This window comes from Vibrio sp. V23_P3S9T160 (genome assembly GCF_963886625.1).
Taxonomy (GTDB): domain Bacteria; phylum Pseudomonadota; class Gammaproteobacteria; order Enterobacterales; family Vibrionaceae; genus Vibrio; species Vibrio anguillarum.
In genome coordinates this window covers 1-17,373 of sequence record NZ_CAWPDB010000165.1, presented here as the reverse complement: position 1 = coordinate 17,373, position 17,373 = coordinate 1, and the positions used below count along the sequence as shown (strand labels likewise).

Here is a 17,373-nt window from a genome sequence, read left to right as displayed (position 1 = left end):
ATTCTTGACTATTCACTGCTGAAAACATCACCGTTTAGGTTGCACTCATTATTAGAGCAGCGATTGCGTACTGCCTCTGTATTACCTATTTACAATAGCTTACTTATTTACAAAAAAAACAGAATAAAGCATTGTAAAATTAAAATATGCAATTCTTTATCCTGATAATAAGCCGTGTTAGCATATAGGCTATATAAATACTTCAATCAACTATTGATAGATTTGTTGAATAGAAATTTAGCTCCGCATACTTGCTGGCTCGTTAAATAGATTCTTTATCCGTATAGGTAATTAAATGAATTATAAATTTTTTAAACCGTTGGTCTTAGCCATGGTTTTTTCGCTGCCCACCATTCCCTCTTTTGCCAATCAAACTTCAAATAATAATTTGGCAATAGGCTCAGAATCACAACTGCTTTTTGACAAAGCTTGGCAATTTAATTTTGCACAAGATTATGCCCAGTTAGTACAAGCCATACCCGACCCTGTCACCACCGCTTCACGAGAAATTAAAGCGGCTTTGCTCAAACATGGTTATCATGATATCGATCCTGACACCGTTTTCTATCACCGTTTTAATGGTGCCATGAGCAGCTCGCGTAGTTACAATGGTTGAGTGCAGTCTTATACTTTAACTCAAGCAGTAATGCTCAATGTATTTAATGAATATCGAGACACCTCACCTGGTACAATCGATGTAGATACCGGCATCTACACTCAAGGAGCTGGACACTCTCGTTACGATGAACATAATGAGGTACGTTTACTCTCTTCTGCACTATGGGATATTGCTTACTATAACCTCGATATCCAATCCACTTACACTCAAGAGCTGAATCATTTTTGGCAGCAATATGGCAAGCGCTACACTCAATTAACGCAAGATAGTTATGCATTCTCGGCTTATCAGCAATATCGCTTAGGGTTACTGAGTCAAGCACAGTACCAATTAGCGACATCACTACTCAAAAAAAACCGCTCACGAGAAATTAATGTCTACCGCTTTGATATTTACGGCTATGACTCCACTGATATTCTACTGATTGAGCAACCAGGGAAAAATGCAGGACTTCTGTACATCCCAGGAGCACCGCAACCCTTTTTCCCTTATGCCAATGAACGCCAGCTAAAAAAACACCTTTATAAAAGCCTGCGGAATGCCAATAATCGCGCAACCTTAGCCAAGCACTTCAGTCTCTATCTACGCCAAGATGGCACGACTTATTCAGGCATAGATACCGCTCTTAAAGGCTTTGCTAGTGGTAGTTGGAATGAAGACTATTTCATGATGAAACATCGCCCAATTTACGGCGATGTCTTCGCGCGGCTCACAGAACAAATCAAAGCTCGTCTGGTCAGTGATGCTGATACTATGATCAAATCCAATAGTGAAGCACAACGCGACTACTTACTTTCTGTTGCTTACAGCGTAATGACCCTATTCCCTATTGTAGATGTGATCGCACCAGAGCTAGGCATCCCGCTAGGTATTACCATCAGTAGTACTCAATTTGGTTTAAGCCTAGATAAAGCGGTCAATGGCGATACTCTTGCTGAGCGTCTGCAAGGGACGCAAATGAGCGCGATAAACGCAGCTATTGTCGGTGCAACCACTCTCTTTCCGACTCTAGCCCAATATGGACGCACTCTTGAGCAGTCTGCAGATATAGCTATCGATTCATTGTCAAATAGTGTGGTGATTAATCACGGCTTCCCAGTAGAAGAACTGAATAATTTTGTCTCAATGCCAAAAATCATTACTCATCCACAAACGGGTGAGGAGTTACTTGGTGTTAAGCTTACTGACAGCGGTAGAGGCACCTTGCTACGAGCCGATGGCTTTGGCTATTACCGAGAAATTGATGCCGCTAGTGGACGTTTATTAAGTGATAAACGAGTTGTTAGAACCTTAGATCAAGAGACCGGCGAACCACAATGGCTTGAACACGGAGGGCTTAAAGGTGGCAATGATGAGCTAAGTAATGACGCACTTTCCGAACAAAACAGTAGCCGTAGCGAATTACCTGAAATTTTGCTCCCAGAAGATTTACCTAATCGCCCAGGGCTAGGTGGCTCTGGCTACGCTGATATGACTGGTGGCCGTAACTTAGAAGCACTAAAAGATTTCTGGGAATTAGAGCAGAAAGTTGACCCTTATGCCTATCTGACCGACGTTAAATCCTTGCATCGACTCAACCAAGAGGCTCAACACGAAATACTCAATGTCCCCGTTCTACACAGCTATCAGCCCGAATTAAAAGGGAGCCTTGTATTTAGAGGCGATACACGACTGCCTGATGAACTTTTCCACTCTGGTTTTAACCGAAAACCGGGAGTGGTAGAGTATTTTGAACTCGATCACCACACCCGAGGTATTCGCGGTGTGATTTCGACAAGTTCCGAGCAGTCTGTCGCCATAAATTACGCATTGCATCAGCAGCGTGGCTACGTCTACGCAGTAGAACTCAATCATGGAGGAAAAGCTGTAAATACCTCTGTACGAGGTGCTTCACTTCACGAAGTCGCAACACTTAATATTCCGCCAGAAGATATCATATTTGCTGTAGGCCCGTTTAACGGTGCTGATATTGGGTATCGTGATTTGATAAGCGAACCCAGCTACCGTAGTGCTGAATTGCTGATTAATCCTCATGCAACCGCAACACCTGAAGTGGCCACACAAGCATTCGAACGGTTAAAAAATACGCTTAAGTATGATTTAAGCCCTGAAATGTCATTTGCAGAGCGCTATGAAAACCACGCCGACTTATTATGGCATGAAGATGAAGCGCCTTTGTCTCCAGCAGAATCAAAGAGCGAATAGAGAAATAATTTAGGCACAATACTTCAATCAGTAAGGAGGGGCTTCCTCCTTACTTTTTCCACTAAAAACCGCTACAACCGAAGAGGCAACGCTTCAGAATGAAAAGCATCAGGATACCTCAAAGATTTACCGCTCACCCAACACTTCAAAATCATCGCTAGCTAAACGAGCTTTCCCATCACTCTCCACTACCCAATGCTCTTTATGTATGACACCAAATGCTTTATTCATTTGCCACTCAGCCGTTAGTATATATCCATTTTGCCCAGCGGGTTCCCAGTAAACATTCGTATAAGAAACCTCCTTAAAACCTTGATCCATAATATCTTGCCAGAAAGCCTCAATGGCACTTTTACCTTCAAAAACTCCAAATGGGCGAGCATGCATTGTTGATGTGGAAACGTATTGATCTGCACAACCTTTAGCATCTTGCTGGTTAAATGCGCTTTGCCACGCTGCAATGCCTTGCTGGCAAGCGGCTAATACTGAGTTATTTACCATCGTTTTTATACCTCTAAGTGATATTGTCCGCTATAGATTAGCGCTACTCATCTCCATGAAAAACAGCAATAATAGAAATTAATGTTTAGTAAAAAAGAACAATAATCATGAATAGATTAAGACAAATGTCCATTTTTGCTCATATCGTCGAAGCAGGCTCGGTATCCGCGGCAGCTGATAAACTCAATATTTCTAAGTCAGTGGTTAGCCAGCATTTAAAGCTCTTAGAAAAAGAGCTGGGTATGATCCTGATGAAAAGGACAACAAGACGACAAATATTGACTGATGTCGGTGAACGTTTTTACCTAAAATGCAAGGAATTAAATATACTTGCCAATTGCGCTTGGGATATCGCTAGCGAATATCAACTTGAACCTCAGGGGCGCTTTCGTATTACCGCTCCCAATGCATTGATGGATAGTTTAGTGGTTCCCGTTATTGCTGATTTGATGAAGACCTATCCAAAGCTGAAACCAGAGCTAATTTGTGATGATCAGCACCTTGATTTAATAGCCCACGATATCGATATTGCCATCAGAATTGGGTCCTCACATGATAGTAATATTAAACAAAAACGCATTGGTGAGTTTAGGGATGTTCTATGCGGAGTGTCAGAAAAGACAAATAATATCAATGAATTGCCATATATTGCTAATGTTTGGCAAGCAGAGAAAATAATACACCAATTTCACCACACTAGCGGTACATCTTTCATTTATACTAAACATGCAAATTGTATTGCAAATTCATTTCATAGCTGCCTATCTTTGATTCGTTCCGGTGCTGGTATTGGTATTATTCCTGATTTTTATTTAACTGAAATGGAGCACAATCTAGTGAACTTAATGCCCGAACACACTTTACCTCTCAACACCGTCTACACCTTAACTCCGTTCGCAAGCCACGTTCCCTCTATAGTCAAACTATGTATTCATAATTTAGAGCAGTGCTTGGCAATCAAACTGTCTAAATAAATGATTTGCTCCACTATTTAAGAAAGAAATTAATACATTGAAAGGCTACATAGTCAGGCCATCTTGAACGGTGGATAAAAATCTACCGCTCAAGCTAGATTTACAGCAAGCGTCTCACACTGCTTTCGGAAACGCTTTTTATTTATTTCGACAAATAATCCGCCATGATTTTTTCCACATCAATACGACTTAACCCGTCATTGAGAATATTTTTCCAACGCTCGCCTTCTGGATTATTGGTAAAAGCAACATGCAGCGACTTTTCCACCAGCAATTGGCTGTTCATTTGTAAATTGGCTTTTATAGGATCAATCGCTGGCGTATTTTCTAACAAATATTGAAAAACATTACTATCAATCACCGCAAGTGAGATCCGTCCATGGCCGACTTTCGCAAGATTCTGACTGTCGCTGCTGACCGCTTCTGATTTTAGCTCTCCAGTTGCGATCATTTGATCCAATTCTTCGGTGTTAACATAGCCCCGCACCACACCAATTTTATATGGTTTTAGATCGGATAAACTCGCCCAAGTTACAGGGGTTGCACTATTTTCAACAAACCCAAGTGGACCTAAACCAATCGAGTTAGAAAAGAGAATATCTTTAGATTCAAATAAGTATTCTGGAAAATATCCTGCATACTGAGCATCATTAGTCGCTAAGTATACAGCCCTCTCCCAAGGATAAAATTCAACTTTAAGTTCATGCCCCATAGCTTGAATCGCAGCAGAGACAACCGCAATCGAGGCTCCATTTTGCATAAGTTTGGGTGATGAATAAGGCGGCCATTCAAGTGAGGTAAGCGTTAACACATCAGCTTTGACCGAGAATGATGAAAATTGACTAACTAGCAATAGCGCACAGCCAACTAGCGACGGTTTAAGAAGTTGCATGAATAGTTTCCTTTCTGAGGTGTATTTCCATTTAGCATAGTTAAGCTTTGAAAATTTACGAAAAATTTCGTGAAAGGAGCAAAAGAGATAGATTCGATAGTGCCAATTAGATCAGGGATAACAATTAAACTTCGTAATAGAAATTTATAGAATAAAGGGGCTAAAAAGCCCCTTCATGGTGTTAGTAGATTAGTGAGTTACTGCCAATCAAGGATAACTTTGCCAGAAAGCCCGCTGCGCATAGCATCGAAACCCGTTTGGAAGTCATCAATTTTGTAATGGTGAGTGATGATAGGCGTTAAATCAAGGCCAGATTGGATCAGGCTCGCCATTTTATACCAAGTTTCGAACATATCAGGCACAAGAACATTATTTGCATTTTAAATCAAACAGTTAAAAACACAGATAATATCTATGGGGCGAAATTGGGGCTATTTTTATTTAGGGGCCCATGTAACTGAAGAAGCGCCTGTATATTCCATCAACTGTTGCTCTTTACTGTGTTTATTACCACTGACACTAAGTGTTCCTGTTTTCTTGTTCCCCTCATCATCAACAAAAACATAAGTCACAGTAACTGAATCTTGGTAGTTAGTCCCTGGGACTTCTGTACAACCATGAATAGCAGACATATTTTTCCCTCTTTTCATTGATTACTACTAAAACTATATGACACACGATGAGCGAGAAGTGTGATGTGCTTTTGTTATTTCAATCAAATCGAGTTACATAAAATGTCGATGGACAAGCCAGATCCAGATGTTAGTGTCTTAGTAATCTGCTTAATACACCAAGTTCGACCACTGATTTCAGAACGCCAACCTTGAGGTTTAACATGTCCTTCTGCGAAAGCTTTTACCAGTTTGTGGTTCGCTTCAGTTGAAAAGCTGAAGGTATCCGCTCCTTCTGTGAGAGCTTTCTCTTTCGCATCTGCAGCGGCTTGCGCTTCTTCCTGACTCGGATACTGATAGAGGATCTGAAAAGAGGGCTCTCCACTTCCCGAACGGACCACTCCGGTCTCACCTGTATTTGGGTTCTGCCACTTAGCCACTGCACTGGCCGCTTCCGTTCGGCTGTTAGAATTAAACTGATAGTTGCTGCAGCTCGACTTGTAAATGATATGCACTGGCAACGTCTTGGTACCCGAAGCATTTTTCCCTTCACCCATTTTCAAGAACTGCCAGTTTCCATCTGAAACTTTACTCACCGCACCATACTGACGAGCAAGGCGTGTCATCAGCGCCATGTCTGATTCAGAGGTTTGGTCGATATGTTCAAGTTTGATGGAGGCAAGTTCTGCATTACAGATGGCATTGAGATTGTTTCTTGCTGCTAAGGTTTTAAGCAACTCATCAATAGTGATGTCATCCCAACTTTGCGTTTTCTGAGTCTGAATGCTGGTACCCAACTCTTTACCACCCAAAGGAACGGAAGTGGCCGTGATGGTCACCACGGACGGAAACCCACTTTCACCAATCCCGTTTACGTAAAAAGTTCCCTGGTTGTGTAGTCGGTTGTTAAACCCTAACGATACCTTTAACGCCGCTCTCTTGGTTGGCAACTTCCCTATTTTGCTTCCATCCAGTTTAATGGTCAGCGTATCCGCTTTTTCACCACTGACATCGGTAATCGTCAACTCAGAAAATGACTGAGCAATGGCATAGGTGATGTCTTTGCCATTAGCCTCAATTTTAAACTGAGGAAGGTATGTCATCAGCTCCATAACACATCCTCATCTTTTTCTGCCGGTGGACTGTAATCAGGCAAAATGATCTGGATACCCGCTGCAAACTTACTGCCTTTTTCTGCCAGCCCAGGGTTAGCATTCAAAACAGCAGTGATGGCCTTCTCTGTGCCATATTCCGAGTAACAGATTTCGTCTAATACATCACCATCACGAGTTCGATAGAGTTTGGCCATAATAAGTAATATCCAAAGAAAAAGTTTGTTTAATAGGAATACCAGCGACCGTGTGCTTGTCTTCCGTTTCAACCAATTGATTCACCACCCAATACCCCATGACATCACCAAGACCTGAAATCATCAGATGAGGCTTAGCGGCATCACCCAACTTCACTAACTTTTCGATTTGGTGGATCCCTACCCTTTCGAATTCAGGATAAATGACACCGGGTAGACTCACCGTTGGGTTTTCTTTTCCGGTGTATTGCAATGAGCTGGTATTACCAAATCGGTTGGTGGATGCCCAAAGCCAACGATAGGTCTTAGTTAATTGCTGATAAGCGGCAGTATGAATGGAGAACGTAAAGTCCCCCCCAATTTCATCATGACTGTTTCGGCCATATTAATCCCCAGAGCTTATATCGAACATTGCATTTTGATGGCCACCAAGTTCCCTGTTCACAGCCTTACCGATATCTTCTGGTGATTGACCAGGTGCTGCCACCACGGTGATATTTTCAACCGTCTGATTCACGGTCCTAGCACCGGATGAAGCATAGGTTTGGTCATTCGCAGCTTGAGCTCGGCTGGCATAGTTATAAGGGTTGTAATCAGACGTAGGTGCTTGTGTTCCATAATAACCGCGATTCTTTGCGGCCGTGGTCGCAGAGGATTCTGCGGTCGTCACTACTGAATGCGTTGGATTTGAAGAGGATTTATCATCCCCTAATCCAAGCCAGTCCATAAACTCAGAGAACGCGCCTTTGATGTCATCTATCCAGGACATAATTGTGTCCCAGTTAGCCACCACAGCGGCGGTCAATACACCAACTGCCAGTGCAACCGCACCAATGGGGTTAGCAGCCATGACCGCATTCACGCCAAGCATTACAGACTTAACGGTCCCAAGCGCAGTGATCATGGTTCTGACATTGCTAATTACACCCGCGATGCCAAGCACCATCTTGCCTGCCATGATGCCAGCGACCGCACCAGCAACCGTTTCCCAGCCACCAAACGTTTGTACCACGTCATTGACTGCATCGGCTATTTGGAAAACACCACTGGCAAATGCGATTGAACCTTCAACCGCACTCTTCAGGAAGCTGGTGATCTCTTCTCTGTGCTCTCTGGCAAACGCGCTTACCGTGAGAGACAACTCGTCAAACACTGGCGCAACTTCACCGCCCACAACCCCTGCGACATCCTGCCAAGCGGAATACATGGCTCGGGTGACAGAGTTCAAAGCAGTGTTGTATTTAAGTGCGCCATCCGCGCCTTCTTGGGTCAGGTTGTTGATGGCCTTCTGAGAATCTAGAAGCTTATCCAGGCTCTGACCGCTGTTTTTAATGTAAGTAACGATCTTGTTACCTTCACCACCAAACAACATGTCAGCCAGTGAAGCGGCTTGCTGAGTATCCCCTACCTTTTCCAATCGGCTCATGACAAACTCGAACTGCTCTGCAGCGTTCAAGCCTTCCATCATGGCTTCATCGATACCAAGTGCCCCAAAAACATCAGACACCGAGGATTGTTTGCCTAACGCCTTAAACTCACCGAATTTATTGGTCAACTCTTCAACCAAATCACCCGTATTTTCAGCGTTCAACCCTGCCTGCAGAGCGATACCGCCCCAGGCATTAAACTGCTCGATGCTCATGCCATAGGCTTTAGCAAAACCCGCCTGCTCTGCAGTCGCGGCATTCGTGACTGAAGTTAACCCTACAACGGTCGCGCTAAGACCAGCCAAACCCACCGAAGTGGCTGCAACCGCGCCCACGGTACTTTTCAGTGACTTCTTTAAGTCACTGGCGGCTTCAAAGCCACGAGCACTGGTGGTTGCCTCATCGATTTCTTTACCCAATGCGTCATAGCGCCTGGTTAAGAGTGAAACATCCGCACCGGCTAACTTGGCTTTCTTGATTTGCTTGGTCAGGCTTTTTTGCTCACGCTCAAGCATTTTCACTTGCTTGGTTGCACCACCAAGCTGCTTATCGACTTCGCTGGCCATGCTTGTGAACGAAGCATCAACGGCACCGCCAAGCGTAACCACAGATTTTAAATGTTGGGCAGCGCTCATTTAGCTCTTCTTCTTAGGCATTTGTTCAACAAAAAATAGAAAGCGCTCGATATCGAACGCTTCTATCTCAGAGGGTTGCCACCCAGTATGCGTGGCCAGCTTGTAAATTAATTCGTCTCGGTCTTCTGAGCGGAATCGTCGGAGTCCTTGAGACAACTGAGATAGAATCGGCGACACTTTCCCCAATCCACCATGTCGAGTTTCTGGATCACTTCGATATCCACATCAGCAAGTCGGGCATACATCATCGCGTCTTTTTCAACGTCATCGAGGACTAGGCCTTCACGGTTCATTTTCGCCTTTTGATGATCCAGCCAGATATGATCTCGAACGATAGGACGACGCATGGTCAATTCAGAAATGGTTTTATCGTCGTGATTAACAGGCTTTTTTAGCTTAATCGTGCTCATGTTTGCTCCAAACAAAAATCCTCCCATATCAGGAGGCTATAAAAGAAGAAGGTTGAGATTACTTACCGAGAGAAGCCCGAGCTTCTGCCAGTTGGTCCACACCATTGATGGTGCGAATCATATTGATAGGGTCAAATTCATGAATAATGGTGCCATCCACTTCGTATTTGTAATAAGACGGCTTAATCGTGACTGTGGTACCCGTGAAAGTGCCACCACTTTTCGTTCCATGGTCTATTTTGGAGACCAGACCGCGAAGCTCTTCAATGACCGTTTTCTTCGCACCAGTGACATCATTTTCAAGATGAGAACGAATAAAAAATGGAACCTTTTTCCCGTCTTTCTTGATACCAAATAGAGCCAGAATATCTGGGTCTTCACCGATACTGAAGCTCGCTTCCATTGCTGCCATACCCATATCCATGGAAATCGCCATATCCATACCACCACCGCGAAACTCTTCAGTGAGAACTTCAGGGACTGGTGGTGTGTACTCGAGTAAGCTGGCAATCTTTTCTTTGCCATCAGCGTATAAGCCTTGGTATTTACGCGCCCAGTTAGACATTCGCGATCACCTCTTCTAAATAGCCATTGTTCAAGCGAGAGCGGAAGATTAAGTGCTCTGCTGGGTAGTAAACGCCAAAGTCGAAATCAAAGTAGTAAATACCTTGAGTCATCAGCTCTGGTGTATTCAGGTCTTTATCCAGCCAACATTTACCACCTGGAATAATCCCCTCGTTCTTCAACTGACGAAGGTACGCATTCACACCACCCAAGACATCTTGCATGTATTGAGTGGTACCCGGTTCATCGACCGCCCATAAGTGATTTAGCTCGATGCTGTCATTAATCATGTCAGCGACACGACGAGTAGTTTCGAACATCCACTTAGGATCGATTGAACAATTCCGGTTACCCCAGTGGCGGAAGCCACCTTCACGAATCGTGGTACTGATTCGGTTTTCATTGAGGATGTTGGCCAAGCAACTTTTATCACTCAACGCCCAATCCACCGTTTGGTTAGTACCAACAGTGTTGTAAATTTCTTTGTTCGACTTAGAAACATGGACACCACGCTGAGCATCAATACGCGCACGTAAACCTGCAGCTGAAACCGACTTAGGCATTGGTGTATTGACGTTCAAATCACTGTCGAAAACCACATCTTGTGGCCACATAATCTCGACACGGCCACCGTAAGATTTACGACGCTTCATCGCATCGGTGTACGTTGCTGCGACATCCATATCAAGGTAAGTAACACCACGCAGTTTCTCAGCGGCGCTTTCCAGTGCTTTACCGACACCATCATCATGGCTGTAACCTGGTGCGATCAGAATGCGAGGTTTGTATTGCACCTCAGATTGAGCATCTTTAAACTTTCCAATCGCTTCAATGATGTTGCCTTTTTGAACTGCGCTATCTGCGGAGGTTGCCGTTCTGACCACCACCACTAAAGCGCCGTATTGCTCCATCATTTGCTTAACATATTTGTAAGCTTGCGAGTTTACCCCGAGGCCTTCGGCGTAACGTTCGTTACCAAGCACCAGAACCGGCTTATTCAGAGGAAATGGCTCATCGCTACCACCGGATAAGAACTGTTTGCTAATCGGCTCTGGAATATCTGCATCCGCTTCTTTTGCGGTGGTACTGATTGCCGCCAGCGCCGTCGCTTCTGCAACTAAGTCATAAGCGGTGACAATCTCAGTCACTGTTCCGGTTGGATTCTTATTAGCATCACTCCCAAGAGTAATCGTAATCGCTTTATCTTTGACGGTGACCGCAAGCTGCTGGTCAGCTTCAGTGGCTAGTGCAATGGAAACGTTGATACCGTTACCTGCAGAGCCAGCGGCAGCAGCGGTAAACGTTAAGTCGTCATTAATCGCTGCAGAGCCAAGAGTTAACGTTGCTTTTGTTGCGGAAGCCGCAAAAGCCGACTGCACCGCAATACCGATCACCGACATCTTAACGGTGGTGATACTACGCACCCCGTCATTGACTTCAATGACCTCCGAGCCATGTAAAAATTCAGGCATAGTGTTTTCCTGTTTGTCGGGTAATAAAAAACCCCACCAAAGCGAGGTTTAAGGTTTGAATTAAGTAATGAGTGATGGCTATGGCAGTTCAGGCCAAGGGTTGTCAGCGCGAATTTTCAAGTATGCGGCATCAGCTTGCTCTTCATAAGCAACAGCCTTTGCCTCATCACCTTCAACACGACGAATCATTTTTGCTTCGTTGTTCAGGCGATCAACCATCTGCACATAAAGACTTTCACGGATGGCGGAAACTAGCTCAACTTCGGCTTCGTATTTGGCTTGTGTATCTACTTGCCAGTCGTTTAACTCTTCGCTCCAAGTGACGAATTCGTGTGGTGGTTGGGTGAGTGTCCAACCGTCTTCAATATCACCCAAGTCTTTGACTTGTTTCGATTCAAGTGGATTGGCTTTGTTGTAAATGGCCTTACCACGGTGGTCGGCTACGTATTCTGTAGCCGTTGGGCGACCATCTTCAAACTCACAAACGCGAACCAGAAAGCCCTCTTTAGGTTCTAACGGCTTAACAAGAAGTGCATCCCTTGGATATTCTGGGATCTTAGAAAACTTAGTTGCAGACACGCCCACTTGATTCACTTCCAACGTGTCTTTGTTATATGTGTAATAAACATCAATCATAGTGCGTATCCTACCCATTCAATAAAGGCTTTAGGTTGGTTTTCGTCGGCAGTTGGAACAACACGAGAGGCATCAAACTCTATTATCTGAGAACGATTACCACCACTGCTAAAAGTAAGCCCAGTCATTGAATTTGGAATCCCACCAAGCGTAAACGCTCCAACCATGCCTGTCGCAATTGTTGACGTACTGTTGTAGTAACCCGCTTGGTTATATTGCCCTTGAATATTCCTGATAGCATCTTCATGCGTTTCCCCTGCCAGCCAATCACTACCATCAGAGGCACGAACAAACCGCCCTTGTCGGTCTGGAACGTTGATTAGCGTGTTGTCAGTTGCATCAATCCATTCTGGCTTTGCCGCTGCCAGTGAGTGATAAACCGCTACAGGTAATTGCTGACCAATACCAACCACCATATTTTCTGGAATAATATCGGTATCCCAATACATGGTTTCACCGGCTACTTTTGGCATGTAGGGCTTCCAGTAGAATGGCTTGGTGACATCCGTCCAACCAATACGGCGGTTAGCTGTGTTTAATGGGTCTTTACCCGCCAACGACTCAACATTGGAGTACCATTCCCAGTATGTTTTAGAGCCGGTTCCGGCATCAATGGTGTAGCAAACATCCCCAACCACATACGATCGAGTAGGATCATAGAGTTGGAACTGCGCGTTTTTTGACAACGGGTATTGCGGTAATGGATTGGGATTTTTCGTAACATCGAACTTATCCTTTAGAAACTGAGTTCGGTTCGCAAGTTGCTTTGCTTGTCGGTTATCAATCCCATCGGGACCACCTTCCACTGGGTCCGTGGTCTCAAGCTGATAAATTTCATCTTCCCATTGGGAAACTTCTACTAAACCTGCCATCTATGCAGCTCCTCGGTTATACGTACCATCACGGAAAATCTCTCCGTTATGCAAAAATAAAGCTTCGGTGTAATGCAACCCGGCAAGAATGCAATGCAGTGGCGCTGTAGCATTCAGTAATCGTGTCACTTGCTTGGCTTGTTGATTGGTAATAGCGCGTTGAAGATAAATTCGGTACATCGCCCAGGCTTCATCCCAACCGTGATAAAAATGGCCATTTCGGGTTCGGCTCCCATCTCTGGTCGCAATCGTCAGCCCTTCAACCACATCCACAGCATCGTATCCAGCATTGCGAAGTATCCTGCGGATACTTTCTTGCGTGCCTTTAGTGCAATGGACAAGAAACGCTTCCACTAACGTGTTTCGCTTAGCCGATTCAGACCATTTTTCATCCCATTCATCCACCTGAAAGGTAATCGCCATAACCCAAAGCTGCTCTAACGGACATTTCAACGGATTCCACAAATCGCGAATGGGAGAACTCATGTCCGAGGTCATCACCTTTTCAAGTGCTAACTCAAATTCGGTCGCGTTCGCTGGCAATAAACTCATTATTCCCTCGCTTTCGCTGTGATGGTGATACTCGTGCAGTAAGGAGCGGCGCTTTCATCGGTCACGATATTGGCAAACCCACCTAAATCCACATCCGTCACACCTTCAATATGCATTGCCGCATCCAACGCAGATTTACTGACAGTGGATTTGAGCACATGCACTTTGTTGACATAGGTTTGTGTGTTTTTGAGCACCGTGGCCAAGACCGTTTGTTCAACAGCGGTATCACTGATGTCTAGCACGGCAGTGATGCTGTAATTGGTGATGGTGGCCGCTTCAACTGTATTGGTGGAACACAGCTGACGAATACCTTCTTCGTTCAAACGAGCGGATACGGCATCCAAAATCTCTTGCTCAGGGACACCATTACCATCGGTAGAAAGAACGAAGGTTTTTGTTTCGCCACCTTTAATTCTGACCGCTAGGGCATCTTTGACCTTTGGGTGAGCATTACGGGCATGTGCAGTGTACGATGAGGGCGTTCCGGCATTGGTTAACGTACTCCACGCCAGTAAGATTCGTTGCTTTAGAGAATCGTCACCTTCTTTAATTTGCTCCAAAGGAGGGGAAACCGTATCGTCAGCTTTCTGGATAATGTTGCGGGTTAAATTGAAGTTTGCCGCTAAATTATCAACATCATCACTAGAGGCCCAAGGCAACATCACGGCCAAGGCCGCATCATTCACTCGCTGACGTTCAGTAATGGAGTTGTAGGCATTCACCTCAAGCAGTTTAACCGCTGAGTCAGATTCCACATCCGCATCCCACTCTGGGTACGCTTCTTGAAACTGGTCTTTGTTGCTTTGCAGCTCGGTTTCGAAGTCCAGTTCCTCTTTCACAGCAGGAGGTGGTAAAGACAATAAATCAATGCTCATGTAATTACGATCCCTTCCAGCTTAATTGCGGTACCATCGGGCAGGTAATCCCCTGCCACATCAATTTCGACTCTTGCCTTACCGTTGGTATAGGTGTGGTTAATGCTTACAGAGGTGACTTTAAAACGGGTTTCCCAACGGCCAAGCGCATCAGCCGTGGCTGCTATCATGTCCAAACGAACAGCTTCATTAAACGGCTCGTCAATCAGATTAGGAAGGTCGCTCCCATAGCTTCGACGCATGACCCTTGAGCCAATTCGTGTCGTCAAAATATCTTCAACACTTTGCCATAGGTGATCGAGGCCGCTGAGCTTTCGCCCAGTTCTTCTGTCCATACCTTGCATAATTAACTCATCTGTTGATCAGGGGGTGGGTCGGTAGCTTCGTGACGATGGCCATTGTACGTAGTTCGAATGGATGACATCGAACCGACGGAGTCATACATCATTGCACCGGTGACATTACCAATAGCCGTAACATTGCCCGAGGTCGTGAAGTTGCCTACCTGCTCATATTCGCCTGTTTGGAGAACGTCACCATTGAAAACTAAGTCGGCGTTAAAGGTGAAAAGCGTTCCGGTAAACGTGGTATTGCCGCTGCCCAGATTGATATCCCAGGCTCTGATTGAGCGATCGTAAGTAAAGGCACTACCATCTGAAAATTGAATTTTGTGAATATTAGGGTCGGTGCTAATGGGTGGATTGCCATCGGTATTTAATCCAAGCAGCACCTTCCCCAAACGCAAATCACCGGCAGCTGATAGAATAACGCACTGCTCACCCACCTTAGGTGGATTCCATGTCTGAACAAAACCCTGACGCTCTTCGAAATAGCACAGCCAACCCGTTGTAACCGGGTTGCCTGCCGAGTCTTTGTCGTACTCAACTTTAACTCTTGGTGGTGAATTCTGAACTTCTGCAACCCGACCGACACGAATGAGATTGCTGACTCGTTGCTCTAACCGGCTAACGATTCTGTAAAGTTCAGTATCGGACATCATTCACCCGTTTTGTCGTAAACCGCATCGTATTTTGGTTCGTTATCCTCACCAATGTCAGGTGAATAGCCGACCATGATTTTTCCGCTTGGGATGTAAACTTCAGCTTCAAGAGCCTCATTGAGACTACCCGTAATAAATGGTTGTGTGGCAGAGACTGACCACAGCTCATACTCTTCCAGTTCAACGTCAAAACCATCCGGTTGAACACTCGATACAGTGGCTGGCTTGACCGTTCCCATGATCCCGAATCGTGATTGATGCACTTCATTGCTGACGGCCATCGCCAAATCACGCAATAGGATTTGATAGTCGCTAGGTCCTATATCAGGGCCTAATTGATTATCCATAACATTAATGCCGACATAAAAAGTGAGGTTGAGAACCCTAATGCCGATCAGTTAAGACTTTAATCGGCAGATCAGTTGAATGATCCTACCTTTATGTAAAAATCCGATAGACCTTGTTTATCGGATTTTTTTATGCACGTTTCTCAAGCCCTCGATATCATCAACAGTTATAAACCCAATCAAGTTGAAACACTCGCAGACCTCTTACCCATTGAGCTCATCAATAGTGCTTATGAGCTTACTGATACCGTTACTCTAAGAAAACGAAAGCTCACTTTAGAGTCGATGGCATGGTTACTGGTTGGCATGGCTATCTATAACGATAAATCCATGGCTGACATTGTAAACATGCTCGATATTGTTGACCGCACAGGTAAGCCATTTGTTGCTCCAAGTGCATTAACACAGCGAAGAAAAAACCTTGGTGAGTCAGCCGCTAAAGCGCTCTTTGAGTGTACGCAAAGTCATTGGTTCAAACAGGCTAACTTACCAAACTGGAACGGACTTACGTTACTGGGTGTTGATGGGGTTTTATGGCGAACAGAAGACTCAAAAGATAACGCTGAAGCGTTTGCTAAGCCCACTAATCGGGATGGTAAAGAAACACAGTATCCACAGGTGCGCATGGTCTGTCAGATGGAGCTGAGCAGTCATTTAATCACAGGCAGTGCTTTTGACTGTTATACCGTCAATGAAATGAAGCTGGCAGAGCAGCTTATCGAAACGACCCCCGATAACAGCTTAACGCTCTTCGACAAAGGCTTTTACTCCCTAGGTTTACTTCAAGCATGGAGCTCGCACGGCATCAATCGCCATTGGCTTATCCCGATGAAAAAAGGGCTGATTTATGAAGTCGTTCAGTCTTTTGGCCGACAAGATAAACTGATAAAACTGAAGAGTAATCCGCAAGCGCGTAAGAAATGGCCAGAGCTAGAAGAAGAGGTTGTGGTACGTTTAATCACGAGAGTCAAAGAGGGGAAGCAATACGATGTTCTCACCTCAATGGTTGACCCTATGCTTTATCCCAAATCAGATATAGTCGGTTTATATGAATACCGTTGGGAAATTGAACTGGGGTACCGAGAGCAAAAACAATACATGCTGGGTAACCGCCTTACACTGCGAAGCCGACTCCCAGAGCTCGTGAGACAAGAGCTCTGGGGAATACTACTGACATACAACTTAGTCAGATATCAAATGGTGCAGATGTGTAATACGTTGAATGGAGACTACTTGCCATACCAACTTAGCTTCAATGGAGCGTTAGCCCACATCATGCGCCTAATAGTGGGGCTTCCCTACTCGTCACCGGGAGCCATACCGAGGCAACTCCAAAACTTCTATGCAATGAGTGGGAGCTTAATACTTGAGCCAAGGCGAGAAAGAGCCTTCCCTAGAGTCGTGAAGAAAAAGCCAAGCCGATACCCTAGAAAATACAATGCCGCTCACCTTAAGTGAACGGCATTAGG

21 protein-coding genes and 1 pseudogene are annotated in these 17,373 nt (G+C 44.9%); 4 read left to right on the top strand and 18 right to left on the bottom strand.

Annotated features, from left to right (window positions below; all coding sequences use genetic code 11):
• Window positions 1–295 precede the first annotated feature (295 nt).
• Window positions 296–616, top strand: coding sequence for a hypothetical protein (locus AACU59_RS15670; protein WP_237666650.1), 321 nt, complete (start codon window positions 296–298; stop codon window positions 614–616).
• Complete coding sequence (locus AACU59_RS15665) at window positions 617–2,824, top strand: dermonecrotic toxin domain-containing protein (protein WP_237666649.1); 2,208 nt, start codon at window positions 617–619, stop codon at window positions 2,822–2,824. It begins immediately after the preceding gene.
• Window positions 2,825–2,950: 126 nt separating this feature from the next.
• Here the strand turns inward: AACU59_RS15665 and AACU59_RS15660 are convergent, their stop codons facing one another.
• Window positions 2,951–3,325 carry an isochorismatase gene (locus tag AACU59_RS15660; protein ID WP_094145584.1) on the bottom strand — a complete coding sequence of 125 codons (375 nt, stop codon included), beginning with the start codon at window positions 3,323–3,325 and terminating at the stop codon, window positions 2,951–2,953.
• A gap of 107 nt (window positions 3,326–3,432) precedes the next feature.
• Between AACU59_RS15660 and AACU59_RS15655 the strand changes: the two genes are divergently transcribed.
• Window positions 3,433–4,299 (top strand): LysR family transcriptional regulator, encoded by an 867-nt coding sequence (locus AACU59_RS15655; RefSeq protein ID WP_094145585.1) that lies wholly within the window; start codon window positions 3,433–3,435, stop codon window positions 4,297–4,299.
• A 142-nt stretch (window positions 4,300–4,441) separates the two neighbouring features.
• Here the strand turns inward: AACU59_RS15655 and AACU59_RS15650 are convergent, their stop codons facing one another.
• The 17 genes and pseudogenes from AACU59_RS15650 to AACU59_RS15570 all read right to left on the bottom strand — a co-directional run bounded on the left by AACU59_RS15650 (window position 4,442) and on the right by AACU59_RS15570 (window position 15,904).
• The gene (locus AACU59_RS15650) at window positions 4,442–5,191 is read right to left on the bottom strand and encodes a substrate-binding periplasmic protein (RefSeq protein WP_094145586.1); all 750 of its coding nucleotides are present in this window, start codon (window positions 5,189–5,191) and stop codon (window positions 4,442–4,444) included.
• Window positions 5,192–5,388: 197 nt separating this feature from the next.
• Window positions 5,389–5,547: pseudogene (locus AACU59_RS15645) on the bottom strand (L-threonine 3-dehydrogenase); the annotation flags it as partial.
• An 81-nt stretch (window positions 5,548–5,628) separates the two neighbouring features.
• Window positions 5,629–5,823, bottom strand: coding sequence for a hypothetical protein (locus tag AACU59_RS15640; protein WP_094145741.1), 195 nt, complete (start codon window positions 5,821–5,823; stop codon window positions 5,629–5,631).
• An 83-nt stretch (window positions 5,824–5,906) separates the two neighbouring features.
• Window positions 5,907–6,914 carry a contractile injection system protein, VgrG/Pvc8 family gene (locus AACU59_RS15635; RefSeq protein ID WP_094145742.1) on the bottom strand — a complete coding sequence of 336 codons (1,008 nt, stop codon included), beginning with the start codon at window positions 6,912–6,914 and terminating at the stop codon, window positions 5,907–5,909.
• On the bottom strand, window positions 6,905–7,111 hold the full coding sequence (locus AACU59_RS15630; RefSeq protein WP_094145743.1) for a tail protein X: 207 nt from the start codon (window positions 7,109–7,111) through the stop codon (window positions 6,905–6,907). Before AACU59_RS15630 ends, AACU59_RS15635 begins: the two co-directional genes overlap by 10 nt.
• Window positions 7,086–7,448: a phage tail protein gene (locus tag AACU59_RS15625; protein WP_254917768.1), complete on the bottom strand. Its 363-nt coding sequence runs from the start codon at window positions 7,446–7,448 to the stop codon at window positions 7,086–7,088. The genes AACU59_RS15630 and AACU59_RS15625 overlap by 26 nt, the downstream gene beginning before the upstream one ends.
• Window positions 7,449–7,496: 48 nt before the next feature.
• Window positions 7,497–9,173: a phage tail protein gene (locus tag AACU59_RS15620; protein WP_094145745.1), complete on the bottom strand. Its 1,677-nt coding sequence runs from the start codon at window positions 9,171–9,173 to the stop codon at window positions 7,497–7,499.
• A gap of 107 nt (window positions 9,174–9,280) precedes the next feature.
• Window positions 9,281–9,583 carry a phage tail assembly protein gene (locus AACU59_RS15615; protein WP_161437822.1) on the bottom strand — a complete coding sequence of 101 codons (303 nt, stop codon included), beginning with the start codon at window positions 9,581–9,583 and terminating at the stop codon, window positions 9,281–9,283.
• 58 nt (window positions 9,584–9,641) lie between these two features.
• Window positions 9,642–10,148, bottom strand: a complete 507-nt coding sequence (locus AACU59_RS15610) for a phage major tail tube protein (protein WP_094145747.1) — start codon at window positions 10,146–10,148, stop codon at window positions 9,642–9,644.
• The gene (locus AACU59_RS15605) at window positions 10,141–11,619 is read right to left on the bottom strand and encodes a phage tail sheath C-terminal domain-containing protein (RefSeq protein WP_094145748.1); all 1,479 of its coding nucleotides are present in this window, start codon (window positions 11,617–11,619) and stop codon (window positions 10,141–10,143) included. Before AACU59_RS15605 ends, AACU59_RS15610 begins: the two co-directional genes overlap by 8 nt.
• Before the next feature lie 78 nt (window positions 11,620–11,697).
• A complete protein-coding gene (locus AACU59_RS15600) occupies window positions 11,698–12,255 on the bottom strand; it encodes a hypothetical protein (protein ID WP_094145749.1) in 558 nt (185 codons plus the stop codon).
• Complete coding sequence (locus AACU59_RS15595) at window positions 12,252–13,127, bottom strand: hypothetical protein (protein ID WP_094145750.1); 876 nt, start codon at window positions 13,125–13,127, stop codon at window positions 12,252–12,254. The genes AACU59_RS15600 and AACU59_RS15595 overlap by 4 nt, the downstream gene beginning before the upstream one ends.
• Window positions 13,128–13,679, bottom strand: a complete 552-nt coding sequence (locus tag AACU59_RS15590; RefSeq protein WP_094145751.1) for a phage tail protein I — start codon at window positions 13,677–13,679, stop codon at window positions 13,128–13,130. It lies immediately after the preceding gene.
• Entirely contained in the window at window positions 13,679–14,557 is an 879-nt protein-coding gene (locus AACU59_RS15585) for a baseplate assembly protein (protein WP_094145752.1), read from the bottom strand. Before AACU59_RS15585 ends, AACU59_RS15590 begins: the two co-directional genes overlap by 1 nt.
• Entirely contained in the window at window positions 14,554–14,901 is a 348-nt protein-coding gene (locus AACU59_RS15580; protein ID WP_094145753.1) for a GPW/gp25 family protein, read from the bottom strand. The genes AACU59_RS15585 and AACU59_RS15580 overlap by 4 nt, the downstream gene beginning before the upstream one ends.
• 2 nt (window positions 14,902–14,903) lie before the next feature.
• Window positions 14,904–15,554 carry a phage baseplate assembly protein V gene (locus AACU59_RS15575; protein ID WP_176428591.1) on the bottom strand — a complete coding sequence of 217 codons (651 nt, stop codon included), beginning with the start codon at window positions 15,552–15,554 and terminating at the stop codon, window positions 14,904–14,906.
• The gene (locus tag AACU59_RS15570; RefSeq protein ID WP_094145755.1) at window positions 15,554–15,904 is read right to left on the bottom strand and encodes a hypothetical protein; all 351 of its coding nucleotides are present in this window, start codon (window positions 15,902–15,904) and stop codon (window positions 15,554–15,556) included. Before AACU59_RS15570 ends, AACU59_RS15575 begins: the two co-directional genes overlap by 1 nt.
• Window positions 15,905–16,036: 132 nt before the next feature.
• On the opposite strand from AACU59_RS15570, the gene AACU59_RS15565 reads away from it, so the two are divergent.
• A complete protein-coding gene (locus AACU59_RS15565; RefSeq protein ID WP_094145757.1) occupies window positions 16,037–17,362 on the top strand; it encodes an IS4 family transposase in 1,326 nt (441 codons plus the stop codon).
• The last annotated feature ends 11 nt before the right edge of the window (window positions 17,363–17,373 follow it).